Source organism: Paraburkholderia sp. BL25I1N1 (genome assembly GCF_003002025.1).
Taxonomy (GTDB): domain Bacteria; phylum Pseudomonadota; class Gammaproteobacteria; order Burkholderiales; family Burkholderiaceae; genus Paraburkholderia.
On the sequence record NZ_PVZB01000024.1, the window covers coordinates 76,306 to 90,703 of the forward strand.

Consider the following 14,398-nt stretch of genomic DNA (forward strand, 5'->3'; position numbering starts at 1 on the left):
TAAATCAAGATGTCGCACTTCACTCGTAGTCCGGTTCATTCGCGCACCGCTCAGGCGCTCGTGCAGCTCACGCTGCTCGCGGCCCTGGGTGGCTGCGGCCTCGTGCCGAAGCAGCCGATCACGCAGCAGCCGATGACGGCGCTGCCGCCGATGCCGCCGTCGGCGCAGTCGCCCGGCTCGATCTTCAACCCGGGTTACGCGGGCCGTCCGTTGTTCGAAGACCAGCGGCCGCGCAATGTCGGCGACATTCTGACGATCGTGATCCAGGAAAACGTCAATGCGACCAAGTCCTCGGGCGCGGGCGTCAACCGCAGCGGCAACACCAACTTCGACGTGCCGACCGCCGGCTTTCTCGGCGGCCTGTTCGGCAAAGTCAACCTGAGTGCGAACGGCGCCAACAAGTTCGCCGCGACGGGCGGTGCGAATGCGTCGAACACGTTCAGCGGCGTGATCACCGTCACGGTGACGGGCGTGCTGCCGAACGGCAACCTGATGGTCAGCGGCGAGAAGCAGATGCTGATCAACCAGGGCAATGAATTCGTGCGCTTTTCCGGTGTGGTGAATCCCAATACGATCTCCAACCTGAACGCCGTGTACTCGACCCAGGTGGCCGACGCGAAGATCGAATATTCCGCGAAGGGCTATATCGACGAATCCCAGAACATGGGCTTCCTGCAGCGCTTCTTCCTCAACGTGTCGCCGTGGTGATCATGCGTACCGTTTTCTCCCGCACCCGCCTTGCGCGATTCGCCGGTTTCGGCCGCGCGCTCGCCTTCGTCGCGCTCGCCTGCGCGGCGCTGCCGGCGGTCACGCCTGCTCATGCCGAACGTTTGAAGGACCTCGTGCAGATCCAGGGCGTGCGCGACAATCCGCTGATCGGCTACGGCCTCGTCGTCGGTCTCGACGGTACGGGCGACCAGACCACGCAGACGCCGTTCACCACGCAGACGCTCGCCAACATGCTGGCGAACCTCGGCATTTCGATCAACAACCAGGCGGCGGGCTCGAGCAATTCGCAGTCGTCGCTGTCGAACATCCAGTTGAAGAACGTCGCCGCGGTGATGGTGACGGCGGTGCTGCCGCCGTTCGCGCGTCCGGGCGAAGCGATCGACGTGACCGTGTCGTCGCTCGGCAATGCCAAGAGCCTGCGCGGCGGCACGCTGCTGCTCACGCCGCTGAAGGGCGCCGACGGCCAGGTGTATGCGCTCGGCCAGGGCAATCTCGCGGTCGGCGGCGCCGGCGCGAGCGCCAACGGCAGCAAGGTGCAGGTGAATACGCTCGCCGCGGGCCGCATCGCCGGCGGCGCGATCGTCGAACGCGCGGTGCCGACGTCGGTCTCGCAAGCGGGCACGATGCAACTCGACCTGAACGACATGGACTACGACACCACGCAGCGCGTCGTGGCCGCGGTGAACAACGCGTTCGGCGGCGGCACGGCCACCGCGCTCGACGGCCGCACGATCCAGTTGCGCGCGCCGAGCGATCCGGAGCAGCAGGTCGCCTTCATGGCGCAATTGCAAAACCTCGACGTCAAGCCGGCGCAAGCCGCCGCGAAGGTGATCCTGAACGCGCGCACCGGCTCGATCGTGATGAATCAGATGGTCACGTTGCAGAACTGCGCGGTGGCGCACGGCAACCTCTCGGTCGTGATCAATACGCAGCCGGTGGTGAGTCAGCCGGGCGCGTTCTCGAACGGCCAGACGGTCGTGGCCAAGCAGTCGCAGATTCAGATGAAGCAGGACAACGGCGCACTGAAGCTGGTGACCGCCGGCGCCAATCTCGCCGAAGTGGTGAAGGCGCTCAACGCATTGGGTGCGACGCCCGCGGATCTGATGTCGATCCTGCAGGCGATGAAAGCGGCGGGCGCTCTGCGCGCCGACCTGGAAATCATCTAAGGAAGACACAGGATGAATTCGGATACGACCAATTCCGCCGGCGCGGCGAACGACCTGAGCAACCGCTTTGCCCTCGACGTGCAGGGGTTCGCGAAGCTGAGCGCGCAGGCCAAGGCATCGCCGCAAGCCGGCATGAAGATGGCCGCGCAGCAGTTCGACGCGGTCTTCACGCAGATGATGCTGAAGAGCATGCGCGACGCAACGCCACAGGACAGCCCGTTCGATTCGCACGACAGCGCCACCTTCACCTCGATGATGGACCAGCAGTTGTCGCAGCAGATGTCGCAAAAGGGCATTGGCGTGGCTGACGCCATGCTCAAGCAGTTGATGCGCAATCAGGGCATGCAGGTAGGCGGCGGCGCGGGCGGCGCAGGCGCCGCCGGTGGCCTGGCCGGCATGGCCAACGCGTTGGGCGGCGGCAGCGGTGGCGATGAAGGTCAGACCGCGGCGCTGAACGCGCTCGCCAAAGCGTATGGCAATGCGCAAGCCAACGGCCAGCTGGCGATGGGCAAGGGCTACTCGGCCAACAGCGCGCTGACTCCGCCATTGAAAGGCGACGGCACTTCACCGAAGGTCGACGCTTTCGTCGACAAGCTCGCCCAACCGGCGCAGGCGGCCAGCGCGGCGACCGGCATTCCGGCGCGCTTCATCATCGGCCAGGCGGCGCTCGAATCCGGCTGGGGTAAGAGCGAGATCAAGAAGACGGACGGCTCGACCAGCCACAACGTGTTCGGCATCAAAGCGACCAGGGACTGGACCGGCAAGACCGTGTCGACCGTCACGACCGAATACATAAACGGCAAGCCGCAGCGCGTGGTCGAAAAATTCCGGGCGTACGACTCGTATCAGGAAGCCATGACCGACTACGCGAGCCTGCTCAAGGGCAATCCGCGTTACGCGCAGGTGATCAATTCGGCGCATGACGTGAACGGTTTTGCCAACGGCATGCAGCGCGCCGGTTACGCGACCGACCCGCATTACGCGAAAAAACTGATGTCCATCATGCAGAAGATGGGCTGATCCGCCGTGACCGCGGTTCGAGTCACCTGATCGTTAATCGAATCAAAACGATGCACGCGACGGGGCCAGGTGCATAACAAGACGGACAAGGCCGGCCGCCCACGGGCGGCCGGCCCAACCGCGAAAAGGGATGACGCGTTTTAACGTTTGCGGCAAATAATTCATGACAGGCCCCTAAATTTTGACCGGGCGCTGCCGCTAATCAGTTAGACCCAATACCGGAAAGCGCTGTAATGTCTGGTTGGGATGCGCGTGCTGCGGCTTCGATGAAGACCGCGCGAAAGCCCCGGCAGGAGCTCTGGCACGCGCCCGCAAGAACAAGCATACCGGCAAGCCCATGGATACTACCCAGTCGAACGGCCAGACCGACACACACGGCCAGCTGCACGCCGCGACAGACGAAGCCGGCAACGACTTCGGCCGTCGCAATCCGCTGGAGATCGGCGTTCAGTTGCGCAATCTCGTCAATCGCGGCGATTTCCTCACGGTTCAATACGCAGGCGGACAGCTCGTTACACGGCTACTCGACGTCGACGTGCGCGGCCGCACCTTCACGTTCGATTGGGGCGCCTTGTCCGATCAGAACAGAGGCTTGCTGGGCGCACCGCGCTGCCAGTTCCACGCGCAGCCGGACGGCGTGCGCGTCGAATTCGCGACGACCACGCCGCGCGAGACCCGTTTCGAAGGACTGCCCGCATTCGAGGCCGATTTCCCCGAAGTGCTGTTCTACGTGCAGCGCCGCGAGTACTTCCGTGTCGATGCGCCGATTCTAGATCCGTACATGTGCTCTGGCCGTTTGCCCGAAGGCGACACGTTTCGCTTCGAGGTGCACGACCTGTCGCTTGGCGGCGTCGGCATGCGCACGTCGGACGAACGCGTGGCCGAATTGCCGATGGGCACGCGCCTGCTCGATTGCGAGCTGGCTCTCGGCGGGCTCGGCCGGCTCTCGCTCGATCTGCAGCTCGTGTCGCATCGCTCCACCGCGCTGCCGAACGGCACGCAACGTTTCCAGCTTGGCTTCCGCTTCCTGACGCTGCCGGGCAGCGCGGAAAACACGCTGCAACGCCTGATCACGCAGCTCGAGATGAAGCGTCGTTCGCTGGTCCGCTGATGCCCGACGCGCGTCGGAATGACCTCAATTTTTCCTTGTTGAGGCCGTTAAACAGGATGTTCAAGTAACGCGGCGGCACGTGTACGGTGTCGCCCTTCAGGATGACGCATGTCCAATCTCATCAATCTCGGCCTCAGTGGACTGAACGCAGCCCAGTGGGGACTCACGACGACCGGCCAGAACATCAGCAACGCGTCGACGCCCGGCTACACCATCGAAACACCGGTGTATGCGGAAAGCGGCGGCCAGTACACGGGCTCGGGGTATCTGCCGCAAGGCGTCTCGACCACGACCGTGACGCGCCAGTACAGCCAGTATCTGACCACTGAGCTGAACAACGCGCAGAGCTCGGGCAGCTCGCTGTCGACGTACAACACGTTGATCTCGCAACTGAATAATCTGATCGGCAGCCCGACCGCCGGGATTGCGAGCGCGATCACCAGCTACTTCACCGGCTTGCAGAACGTCTCGAACAATGCGTCGAGCCTGGCCACGCGTCAGACCGCGATGAGCGGCGCGCAGACGCTGGCGAACCAGATCAACGCGGCGGGTCAGCAATACGACGCGTTGCGCCAGAGCGTCAACACGCAGCTCACCAACACCGTTTCGCAGATCAACAGCTACACGCAGCAGATCGCGCAGTTGAACGGTCAGATCACTCAGGCCAGTACGCAAGGTCAGCCGCCGAATCAGCTGTTGGATCAGCGCGATCTCGCCGTGTCGAATCTGTCGCAACTGATCGGCGTGAACGTGGTGAACAGCAACGGCAGCTACAGCGTCTTCATGAGCAACGGCCAGCCGCTGGTGTCCTCCAACAACAGCTACAACCTGGGCACGGCGCCTTCGACCGGCGACACCAGCGAATTGTCCGTTCAGTATCTCGGCCAGGCGGGTGCGAATCCGGCGGCCGCGCCGCAGAATCTGCCCGACAGCAAGATCGACGGCGGCACGCTCGGCGGTCTGCTCGCGTTCCGCAGCCAGACGCTCGATCCGGGTGAGGCACAACTCGGCGCGATCGCCGTGAGCTTCTCCGCGCAGGTCAACGCGCAAAACGGGCTGGGGATCACGCTCGCGGGCGCCAAAGGTGGCGCGCTGTTCTCGGTGGGCGGCCCGACCGTCTATGCGAACACGCAGAACACCGGCAATGCGTCGCTGAACGTGTCGTTCGCGAACGCCGCGCAACCGACCACCGGCGACTACACGCTGGCCTACAACGGGACCACCTACACGCTGACCGACAATTCGACGGGCAGCGTGGTCGGTTCGGCGACCAACCTGAGCCAGCCGATCAACGGCCTGAATTTCTCGACCACCGGCACGATGAACGCTGGCGACTCGTTCACGGTCGAGCCGACCCGCGGCGCGCTGAACAGCTTCGCGACCGCCACCACCGACGCATCGGCGATCGCCGCCGCCGCGCCCGTGCTGGGCGCCGCCGCGTCAAGCAACACCGGCACCGGCGCGATCACGCAGGGCACAGTGACGGCCGGCTACACCATGCCGAGTTCGACCACCACGCTGTCGTACGACGGCACGGGCCTGTCCGGCTTCCCGGTCGGTTCGACGGTGACGGTGGCCGGTTCCCCCGCCACCACGTACACGATCGCCAGCGCGGCGACCGTGGTGCCGTATTCGTCGGCCACCGGCGCCTCGCTGACGATCAACAACACGACCGCCGGCCAGATGAACAACGTCTCGGTGACGATCAGTGGCGCGCCGGCTGCCGGCGACAAGTTCACCATCGGCCCGAACACCGGTGCGACCAAGGACGGCCGCAACGCGCTCGCGCTGTCGAACCTGTCCAGCGCGAAAGCGCTGTCGGGCGGCACGGTCACGCTGACGGGCGCGTATGCGAACTACGTCAACAATATCGGCAACCAGACCAACCAGATTCAGACGTCGAGCACGGCGCAAAGCTCGCTGGTGACGCAGATCACCACCGCGCAGCAGTCGGTGTCGGGCGTGAACATCAACGAAGAAGCAGCCAACCTGCTTCAGTATCAGCAGCTGTATCAGGCGAACAGCAAGGTCATCCAGGCCGCGCAGACCCTGTTCCAGACGATACTCGGCATCTTCCAGTGAGGCGTTGACAATGCGCATCTCCAGCACGCAGTACTTCAACATGAACGTCGCGACGATGAGCGATCAGCAAGCTCAGTTGTCGCAGTTGTATGCCGAGATTTCGAGCGGCGTGAGCCTTTCCACACCGTCGGACAATCCGCTCGGCGCGGCGCAGGCTGTGCAGTTGAGCTCGACGGCCACGACCCTGTCGCAATACACGACCAATCAGGGCACCGCGCTCGCTTCGCTGCAACAGGAAGACACCACGCTCGGCAGCGTCAATACCGTGCTGGAAACCATTCATACGCTGGTGCTGCACGCCGGCGATGGTTCGCTGAACGACGGCGACCGCGGTTCGATCGCGACGCAACTGCAAAGCTTGCGCAGCCAGCTGATGACGCTCGCGAATTCGACTGATCCGCAAGGCAACTACCTGTTCGCCGGTTATCAAAGCAGCGCGCAGCCGTACACCACGAATTCGGCCGGCGTTGTGACCTATTCGGGCGACACCGGCACGCCGGGCGTGCAGATTACGGATTCGCACGTGGTGCAGACCGGCGACAACGGCATTGCGATCTTCGGCAGCGTTGCGCCGATTGGCACCCGCGCCGTGCCGGCCGCGACGACCGGCAACACCGGCACGGGCGTGATCAGTCAGGTGAGCCTGACCAATCCGACCAATCCGACCAACGCCGACAAGTTTTCGATCAACTTCTCGTCGGCGACCACCTATACCGTGAGCCAGACCGATCCCGCTACCGGCGCGGTGACCACGAGCGCGCCGCAGGCGTTCACGGCCGGGTCGGCGATCACGCTCGGCGGCCAGTCGGTGTCGATCGCCGGCGCGCCGAACGCGGGCGACAGCTTCACGGTGACGCCGGCCACGCAAGGCAGCATGGACGTGTTCGCCAACCTGACCCAGTTGATCACCACGCTGCAAACGCCGGTGTCGGGCGGCGCGTCGACGGCGAGCTTCCAGAGCGCGCTGACCACCAGCATGACCCAGCTCGAGAACACGATGAACAACGTCGTGACGGCGCAGGCGGCCGTGGGCGGCCGCGAGCAGGAAGTGCAGGCACTGCAGACGGTCACGCAGACCAACACGTTGCAGACGTCGAGCAACCTCGCGGATCTGACGCAGACCGACATGGTCAAGACGATCGGCAAGTACACGATGACGCAGGCCGCACTGCAGGCGGCGCAGCAGGCGTTCGCGAAGATTCAGAACATCTCGCTGTTCCAGTACCTGAACTGATAGCACCAACAGTCTGAAACGGAGAAGGGCGGAAGCCGGTGTGAGCCGGTTCCGCCCTTCTTCTTTCTGCGTGCGCAGCCGACACTACGCCATACCGAACGCAGAAGCGATGTGCTATCGCGTAGACATCTTCGGCAACATACTGCGCCTCAAGCTGAGTCGATCAGGCTTGCGCCGGCCCAGCTATGAAAAGAGGTTAAAAGGCCGCCGAGCTGTAGTCGGTCGCATATAGCGCGACCGTCAAGATTGTTATGCCAAAAAACCAACCGGCCCATTTCAAGGTGGACCAGCGCTTCCATGCAACTGCATTGACAAGACCCAGGAGCACTGCCGGCCCCAACAGGTATGCGAGAAGAAGCACCGCGTCCCGCCACGAGACAGCACATTTACCAAGTTCGTGGCATCCAGCTATGGACTCATTGGAACGATGTAACCATTGAGTGTGGCTGAGCGCATATAAACATGCCCATGTCAGGAACAGACCGCAAAAAGAACCGATCAAGGCGACACCAAAGCGCTTCACTTAATCTCCCAGAACAGGATTGATTTGGAGCCCCGTAGATCGGAGTAACTCAGCTCCGAGGCTACGGTTGCCCCCTGCCGAAATGACTGAATACCCGCGTAACGCCCAATAGTCGCTACGCCGTCGAAAAAGCCGCTGATCGTCAGTCGTGAACCGTTCCATAAATCAATGTGCCCACCGCTTGCGTTGCCTGCGCTTTCGCCGTTGCGCGTCCAGTACCGCGAAAATTGGATGATGCCGGTGCGGCCCTTGACCTTTGATTCCCAATTGGCACCCGTTATATCTTCCGCCCTCGGAAGTCCTGCAAACGGACGTAGTTGCAACCACTCGCCCAATTCGTCGGCCCGCGTCGCAGTGGCTTTGCCATCGAGCATTATCCGGCCAATGGATGACTGCCCGGAGAGCGGCTTAACCAATTTCTGTGAGAATGACTTCATATCGATGCCGCTCCGATGAAATGTCACGCTCATCCGAATAGCGCATTGGTCGCGGTAGGCCGGGTTATCGTAAGGGTCGCCCGATGGATAGTTATCCCATAACTCCTGAAAAGTCAGTGCCTTCAGTTGCACTTCCATGACCGAATTCGGCGTCGAATTGGTTTTTACCACGGTCATTTTATTCGGCATTGTTCAGACTCCTTCCTGTCTCGCAAGGGCATCGTCGCCCCAATACACTTTGTAGTGGGCGGCTGCATCGGTGTGGACACGTGGCAGGAGGCCGTCTTCACCAAGTCGCCCTGAAAAAGTCCGGCCCTCAGCCGACTCGATGAAGTACGGATAGCCTTCGAGGTTCGCCACCGTCGTTGCGCCGCACACCTGTTCGTCATAGATGCCTGTCGCCCGCGACGCATTGTCGATAGTGGATGCGACAGCGTTCGCCGCTGCAGCGATGTCGTCGGTCCAGTAGAAACAGCCCGGATTAAGGCCGGCCATCACATAGTTGAGTCCGCATGGACACACCACCGGGTCGCCTTCGACAACGCCGGGCTGTCCTCTGTAGCACCGGCGCGTAGCCGTGCCGACTATCCTGAACGCGCCTTCGCACTTGCCGCACGTTGCTTCGTCGCCGTCTAGCGCGAACGGCTTGCCGTGGTCCGTCATGTGAGTGGCCGAACCGCCAATGACGAGACCGCCTGTGGTCGTCGGGCTGCCTTGCACCACGAGCGCCTTACGCATGGATCTCGTCTCCGTCGATGCAAGCGCGCCCGTACTCTGGCTCACCGATGTTTGCAAAAAGATACGTCGTTTTGTTCTTCTCGTGTCCCGGCATTCTCAATGTCTCCCGTATGGAATGAGCAACATGTACGGAATTGTGTGCCGAGGCTGAGCACACCTATTCCGGAATCCATTTCGGCGAATAGCAGAGAGATTAGGTATCCGACAAGTCCGAAAAGATGGACATTCTTGTAATGATTTGTCGATGTCTGATGTGGGCCAGACAGGCGTCGTAGACAGTCGATTTTTGCCGGAGGCGTGGAAGTCGCGACCTGAGGCGGCTACCTATACCGCTAGTGCGGGCGCGAATGCAGTACCACGCGCAAAGCGAGTCACTTCCCTTCGGATTGCGCGCGAAGAAATGCCGGCTCGGGGCGGCCATAAAGATTCACCACTCGCTGGAATGTATCGACGCAAACGCCACGTAGCGTCCATAGGCAATACCTGGCTACCTAAACCCCGCCGCCACCCGCCCCATCTGATCGAGGCCGACGTCGAAGAGCCGTACGAAGAACGGAATCATGTTCGGGACCATCAGTTGCAGAAGCAGCATGCCGATCAGCATGGTCAGCGGGAAACCGATCTGGAACACGCCGATCTGCGGCGCGGCGCGATTCAGAATGCCGAGCGAGAGGTTGGTGATGAGGAGCGCGGCGACCACAGGCAGCGACAACAGCAGCCCCGCTGAAAACACCGTACTGCCGAGGTTTGCCAGCGTGCGCCAGCCGAGCGCGCCGAGTATGTTCGCCGACACCGGCACCGACTGGAACGTGGCGAGCAGCGCGCTGATCATCTGCAAATGGCCGTCGATCACGAGAAACACCAGCATGGCGATGGTGTTCATGTAGCTCGACAGCACCTGGCTCGAACTGGCCGCCTGCGAATCGAAGAAGGTCGCAAAGCCGAGACCCATGCCGAGGCCGACAAAGTCGCCCGTCGCGCTGATCGCCTGAAACACGATCTGCATGGTCATGCCGAGCGCGATGCCGATCAGGAACTGGTTGACGATTATCCACACGCCTTCGGCGGAAAACACCGTGACTTGAGGCAGCGCGCCGAGCGTGGGCGCGACGATGATCGTGATGAACGCCGCGAGGCCGACCTTAACGCGAATCGGCAGCGAGCGGTTGCCGAGCACCGGCGCGGTGGCGACCAGCGCGAGGATGCGCACGAACGGCCACAGGAACGCGGTGAGCCAGGCGTTCAGTTGCGCGTAGGTGACGGAGAACATCGTGGGCCGGACGGAAAGGTGAGAACCGGTGCGCCGCTCAGTTGACGAGCGTCGGAATGTTGGTGAGCGTCTGGCGCAGATAGTCGAGCATGGTCGTCAGCATCCACGGCCCGGCGACCACCATCGTGACGGCGATCGCGAGCAGTTTCGGAATGAACGATAGCGTGCTTTCGTTGATCTGCGTGGCGGCCTGGAACAGGCTCACCACCAGGCCGACCACCAGCGCGACCAGCAGCAGCGGCGCGGCGAGCAGCAGGCCGACATACATGGCCTGGTGCGCGAGCGTCATGACGGATTCTTGATTCATGGCGTTGGGACCGGAAACGTGATGGGCACGGGCGCGGTTAGAGCGCGCGTTAAACGAAGCTCTGTGCAAGCGAGCCGAGCAGCAACTGCCAGCCATCCACCAGCACGAACAACATCAATTTGAACGGCAGCGAGATGGTCGCGGGCGACACCATCATCATACCCATCGACATCAGCACGCTCGCCACCACCATGTCGATGATGAGGAACGGGATAAAAATCGTGAAGCCGATCTGGAAGCCGGTTTTCAGTTCGCTCGTCACGAACGAGGGCACCAGCAGCGACAGGGGCACGTCTTCCGGACCTTGCATCGGCGCGGCGTGGGAGATGCGGGCGAACAACGCGAGATCGCTTTCACGGGTCTGGCGCAGCATGAATGTCTTGAACGGAGCGAGGCCGCGGTTGACGGCGGTCTCCATCGGCATCGTGCCATCGGAGAACGGTTTGTAGCCGTCGGTATAGGCCTTGTCGAGCACGGGCGACATCACGAACAACGTGAGGAACAGCGCGAGTCCGACCAGCACCTGGTTAGGCGGCGTCGTGCTCGTGCCGAGCGCCTGGCGCAGCAGCGAGAGCACGATGATGATGCGCGTGAAGCTGGTCATCATCAGCACCATGGCCGGCAGGAACGACAGCATCGTGAGCAGCAGCATCGTCTGCACGCTCAGCGAGTAGGTCGTGCCGCCGTTCGGGCCAGGGCTCGTGTTGAAGGCCGGCAAGCCGGCGGTCTGCGCGAACGACAGCGTCGGCAGCGCGAGCATCAGCGCCGCTAGTGCGATCGGGGCGACAGGTGCCGCGCGGCGCACGGCCGAAATCACTTTCGAAGTGGTGCTGGACATGCGAGCGGATTGCGCGTGACGCGCCGAAGAAAGACTGAACTGCATTACCGAACCCCGCCGCCTTGCCCGTTGAAACGTTTGCCCACTTCGCCTTTCAAAGCGTCGCGAAACCGTTGGCTGAAGGTGCCCGGCAGTGCCGTGCCCGGCGCCGGCCTGCTTGCCGGAGCGGGGTGGGTGGCGCCGAGCGGATCGAGGGCAGCCGTACCTGCCGGCATCGTGTGAAGCAGACGGACGTTGCCGGGCGCCGTGCCGAGTACGAGCCACGTATCGCCGATCTCGACCACCGCGACCCGCTCCTTGCCGCCGAGCGAAGCGCCGCCGATAGTCTTCACGAGACCGCCGCGGTTCGCCGGCTGCAAGCCGAAGCGGCGAGCGAGCCATGCACAACCGAACACCAGCCCGATCACGACCAGCAGCCCGACGATGGTTTGCAGCACCGCACCGACGCCGAGCGCCGGAACAGCAGAACCCGCACCGACGCCCGAGGCGATCTTCGCGGCGTTGTTGACCGCATTCATGTCTGCCGCCTGAGCAACGGGCGTTGCGAGCAGCGCGACCAGCGAAGCTGACGCCCATAAGGCGGCAGCCACGACGTTCGTCGCCCGTGCAGCGCGCTTCAGAACAGTGCGCGACACGGCGCGGCCGGCAACGCATTTCATCGATTCAACTTCCGGATACGTTCGGACGGCGTAATGATGTCGGTCAGACGGATGCCGAACTTGTCGTTCACCACCACCACTTCGCCCTGTGCGATCAGGCAGCCGTTCACCAGCACGTCCATCGGTTCGCCGGCCATGCCGTCCAGTTCCACCACCGAACCCTGCGCCAGTTGCAGCAGGTTGCGGATCGCGATCTTGGTGCGGCCGAGCTCGACGGTCATCTGAACAGGAATGTCCAGGATCATGTCGATGTCGTTGCGCGTCGTGGTCGGCTCGACTTTCGACAGCGGCTGGAACACGCCCGCCGTCGTCGCGCTGACTTCCGAATTGTCGTTCTGCTCGGCCAGTGCGCTGGCCCAGTCCGCCATCGCCGCTTCGTCTTCGGCAGCGGCTGCGTCGGCCGCGACTTGCGGCGCGGCAGCGGCCAGTTCGGCCTCAGTCTTTGCGTTCAGGTCACTCATATCCACCTTCCTTCATCGTTTCGGCTGCGCTGATCATCTTCTGGACCCGCAACGCATACTGACCATTGAAAATTCCGTAGCCGCATTCCATCACCGGCACACCATCGACTTTCGCCGTGATGTGTTCGGGAATGTTGATCGGCAGAACATCGCCTTTGCGCATGTTCAGGATCTGTTCGAACGTGATCGGCACCTGCGCGAGGTCGGCCGTCAGTTCCACTTCCGCTGCCTGCACCTGCTGCGACAGCACGCGGACCCAGCGGCGGTCGACTTCGAGCGCCTCGCCCTGGATCGGCGACGAGAGAATGTCGCGGATCGGTTCGATCATCGAGTACGGCATGCAAATATGCAGCGTGCCGCCCGTCGAGCCGAACTCGATCGAGAACTGCGTGACGATGACGATTTCGTTCGGCGTCGCCACGTTGGCGAACTGCGTGTGCATTTCCGAGCGCACGTATTCGAACTGCAGCGGACGCACGCTTTTCCACGACGCCGCGTAGTTGTCGAACACCAGATTCAGCAGCTTGTTGATGATGCGCTGCTCGGTCTGCGTGAAGTCGCGCCCTTCGACGCGGGTATGGAAACGCCCGTCGCCGCCGAACAGGTTGTCGACCACGAAGAACACCAGGTTCGGATCGAACACGAACAGCGAGGTGCCGCGCAACGGCTTCACATGGACCAGGTTCAGGTTGGTCGGGATCGGCAGGTTGCGGGTGAATTCGCTGTACTTCTGCACCTTCACCGGGCCGACGGAGATTTCCGCCGAGCGCCGCATGAAGTTGAAAATACCCACACGCAAGAGCCGCGCGAAGCGGTCGTTGATGATTTCCAGGCCGGGCATCCGGCCGCGGACGATGCGTTCCTGCGTCGCGATGTTGTATGAGCGAACGCCCACACGATCGGTCTGCTCGGCTTCCGAGTCGGACTCGCCGGTTACGCCCTTGAGGAGGGCATCGACCTCCTCCTGGGACATGAACTCTTCGTGGCCCATTCCTTATTCCTCGTGCGTCCCGTGGCGGTTGATGATGGCAGCGCTGATTAACGTCACGACCGACGTCACTGCACGACGAATTCGGTGAACAGCACGTCCTGGACATGGATCGGCGCGGCGCCCTTGTCGGTCGGTTGCTCGATCAGCGTGCGCAGTTCCGTGGCGAGGGCGCGCTTGCCTTCGAGCGGCGCGAGTTCGTCAGGGTGCTTGTTCGAGAGTGCGAGCAGGATGCGGCTGCGCACTTCCGGCATGTGGTCTGTCAGTTCTTGCTGGGTTTTTGCGTCGGCGAGTTTTAGTGTCAGGCCGATGCGCAGGAAGTGCTGTTGGCCGTCGTCTGATTGCAGATTCACGGTCATTGATTCCAGCGGGAAGAATAGCGGTGCTGGAGCCGGTGGCGGTGCTGCTTCAGCCGACGCTACTGTCGGGGCGCGCTTCGACATGAAGAACCAGACGCCCGCGCCTGCTGCGCCCGCGGCAATGATCGCAATCAGCACGATCAGGATGATGCGCTTCATCGGGCCGGGGGATGCCGGCGCGGCTTGTTGAGGTGCGGTCGTGGTTGCCATGAGGTTTGCTTTTCCTGCCGTTAGTGCTGGTGATGGTGATTGTTGTTGATTTGGTCGCGGCGCGATGGGTCGAAAAGAAGGGGGATTGCAGGTTATCTCTTGTTTTTGCTTTCTTGGCCTTTCCTTGAATCCTTCGTGGTCTATTAGCGTTGCCCCTGTGCGGGGCGGCACCTACTTTCTTTGCCGCGGCAAAGAAAGTAGGCAAAGAAAGCCGCTTCACACCGCTAGCTCATAAGCGGGACCCTCGCGCAGTCGCGCTTGTGGTG

16 protein-coding genes are annotated in these 14,398 nt (G+C 62.5%); 6 read left to right on the plus strand and 10 right to left on the minus strand.

What is annotated here, in order from left to right; all coding sequences use genetic code 11:
- Nucleotides 1–9: 9 nt before the first annotated feature.
- From flgH to flgL, 6 genes are all read left to right on the plus strand, one after another.
- The gene (gene flgH / locus B0G73_RS30085) at nucleotides 10–708 is read left to right on the plus strand and encodes a flagellar basal body L-ring protein FlgH (RefSeq protein ID WP_106284805.1); all 699 of its coding nucleotides are present in this window, start codon (nucleotides 10–12) and stop codon (nucleotides 706–708) included.
- A gap of 2 nt (nucleotides 709–710) precedes the next feature.
- Nucleotides 711–1,895 (plus strand): flagellar basal body P-ring protein FlgI, encoded by a 1,185-nt coding sequence (locus B0G73_RS30090; RefSeq protein WP_106284806.1) that lies wholly within the window; start codon nucleotides 711–713, stop codon nucleotides 1,893–1,895.
- A gap of 12 nt (nucleotides 1,896–1,907) precedes the next feature.
- A complete protein-coding gene (gene flgJ / locus B0G73_RS30095; RefSeq protein WP_106284807.1) occupies nucleotides 1,908–2,915 on the plus strand; it encodes a flagellar assembly peptidoglycan hydrolase FlgJ in 1,008 nt (335 codons plus the stop codon).
- A gap of 337 nt (nucleotides 2,916–3,252) precedes the next feature.
- Complete coding sequence (locus B0G73_RS30100; RefSeq protein WP_106284808.1) at nucleotides 3,253–4,026, plus strand: flagellar brake protein; 774 nt, start codon at nucleotides 3,253–3,255, stop codon at nucleotides 4,024–4,026.
- Nucleotides 4,027–4,134: 108 nt separating this feature from the next.
- Nucleotides 4,135–6,108 carry a flagellar hook-associated protein FlgK gene (gene flgK, locus B0G73_RS30105; RefSeq protein ID WP_106284809.1) on the plus strand — a complete coding sequence of 658 codons (1,974 nt, stop codon included), beginning with the start codon at nucleotides 4,135–4,137 and terminating at the stop codon, nucleotides 6,106–6,108.
- A gap of 10 nt (nucleotides 6,109–6,118) precedes the next feature.
- Entirely contained in the window at nucleotides 6,119–7,342 is a 1,224-nt protein-coding gene (gene flgL / locus B0G73_RS30110) for a flagellar hook-associated protein FlgL (protein ID WP_106284810.1), read from the plus strand.
- Between the two features lie 196 nt (nucleotides 7,343–7,538).
- Here the strand turns inward: flgL and B0G73_RS40180 are convergent, their stop codons facing one another.
- The 10 genes from B0G73_RS40180 to fliL all read right to left on the minus strand — a co-directional run bounded on the left by B0G73_RS40180 (nucleotide 7,539) and on the right by fliL (nucleotide 14,132).
- Nucleotides 7,539–7,865 carry a hypothetical protein gene (locus B0G73_RS40180; protein WP_146144250.1) on the minus strand — a complete coding sequence of 109 codons (327 nt, stop codon included), beginning with the start codon at nucleotides 7,863–7,865 and terminating at the stop codon, nucleotides 7,539–7,541.
- The gene (locus tag B0G73_RS30115; RefSeq protein WP_106284811.1) at nucleotides 7,862–8,491 is read right to left on the minus strand and encodes a type VI secretion system amidase effector protein Tae4; all 630 of its coding nucleotides are present in this window, start codon (nucleotides 8,489–8,491) and stop codon (nucleotides 7,862–7,864) included. Before B0G73_RS30115 ends, B0G73_RS40180 begins: the two co-directional genes overlap by 4 nt.
- A gap of 3 nt (nucleotides 8,492–8,494) precedes the next feature.
- Nucleotides 8,495–9,040, minus strand: coding sequence for a PAAR domain-containing protein (locus B0G73_RS30120; RefSeq protein ID WP_106284812.1), 546 nt, complete (start codon nucleotides 9,038–9,040; stop codon nucleotides 8,495–8,497).
- 487 nt (nucleotides 9,041–9,527) lie between these two features.
- The gene (gene fliR / locus B0G73_RS30125) at nucleotides 9,528–10,310 is read right to left on the minus strand and encodes a flagellar biosynthetic protein FliR (RefSeq protein ID WP_106284813.1); all 783 of its coding nucleotides are present in this window, start codon (nucleotides 10,308–10,310) and stop codon (nucleotides 9,528–9,530) included.
- A 37-nt stretch (nucleotides 10,311–10,347) separates the two neighbouring features.
- A complete protein-coding gene (gene fliQ, locus B0G73_RS30130) occupies nucleotides 10,348–10,617 on the minus strand; it encodes a flagellar biosynthesis protein FliQ (protein WP_106284814.1) in 270 nt (89 codons plus the stop codon).
- Between the two features lie 49 nt (nucleotides 10,618–10,666).
- A complete protein-coding gene (gene fliP, locus B0G73_RS30135; RefSeq protein WP_106284855.1) occupies nucleotides 10,667–11,455 on the minus strand; it encodes a flagellar type III secretion system pore protein FliP in 789 nt (262 codons plus the stop codon).
- A gap of 44 nt (nucleotides 11,456–11,499) precedes the next feature.
- Nucleotides 11,500–12,114, minus strand: coding sequence for a flagellar biosynthetic protein FliO (fliO, locus tag B0G73_RS30140; RefSeq protein ID WP_106284815.1), 615 nt, complete (start codon nucleotides 12,112–12,114; stop codon nucleotides 11,500–11,502).
- A complete protein-coding gene (gene fliN / locus B0G73_RS30145; RefSeq protein ID WP_106284816.1) occupies nucleotides 12,111–12,575 on the minus strand; it encodes a flagellar motor switch protein FliN in 465 nt (154 codons plus the stop codon). Before fliN ends, fliO begins: the two co-directional genes overlap by 4 nt.
- Nucleotides 12,568–13,566, minus strand: coding sequence for a flagellar motor switch protein FliM (gene fliM / locus B0G73_RS30150; protein ID WP_106284817.1), 999 nt, complete (start codon nucleotides 13,564–13,566; stop codon nucleotides 12,568–12,570). Before fliM ends, fliN begins: the two co-directional genes overlap by 8 nt.
- A 65-nt stretch (nucleotides 13,567–13,631) precedes the next feature.
- Nucleotides 13,632–14,132, minus strand: coding sequence for a flagellar basal body-associated protein FliL (gene fliL, locus B0G73_RS30155; protein ID WP_106284818.1), 501 nt, complete (start codon nucleotides 14,130–14,132; stop codon nucleotides 13,632–13,634).
- Between the last annotated feature and the right edge of the window lie 266 nt (nucleotides 14,133–14,398).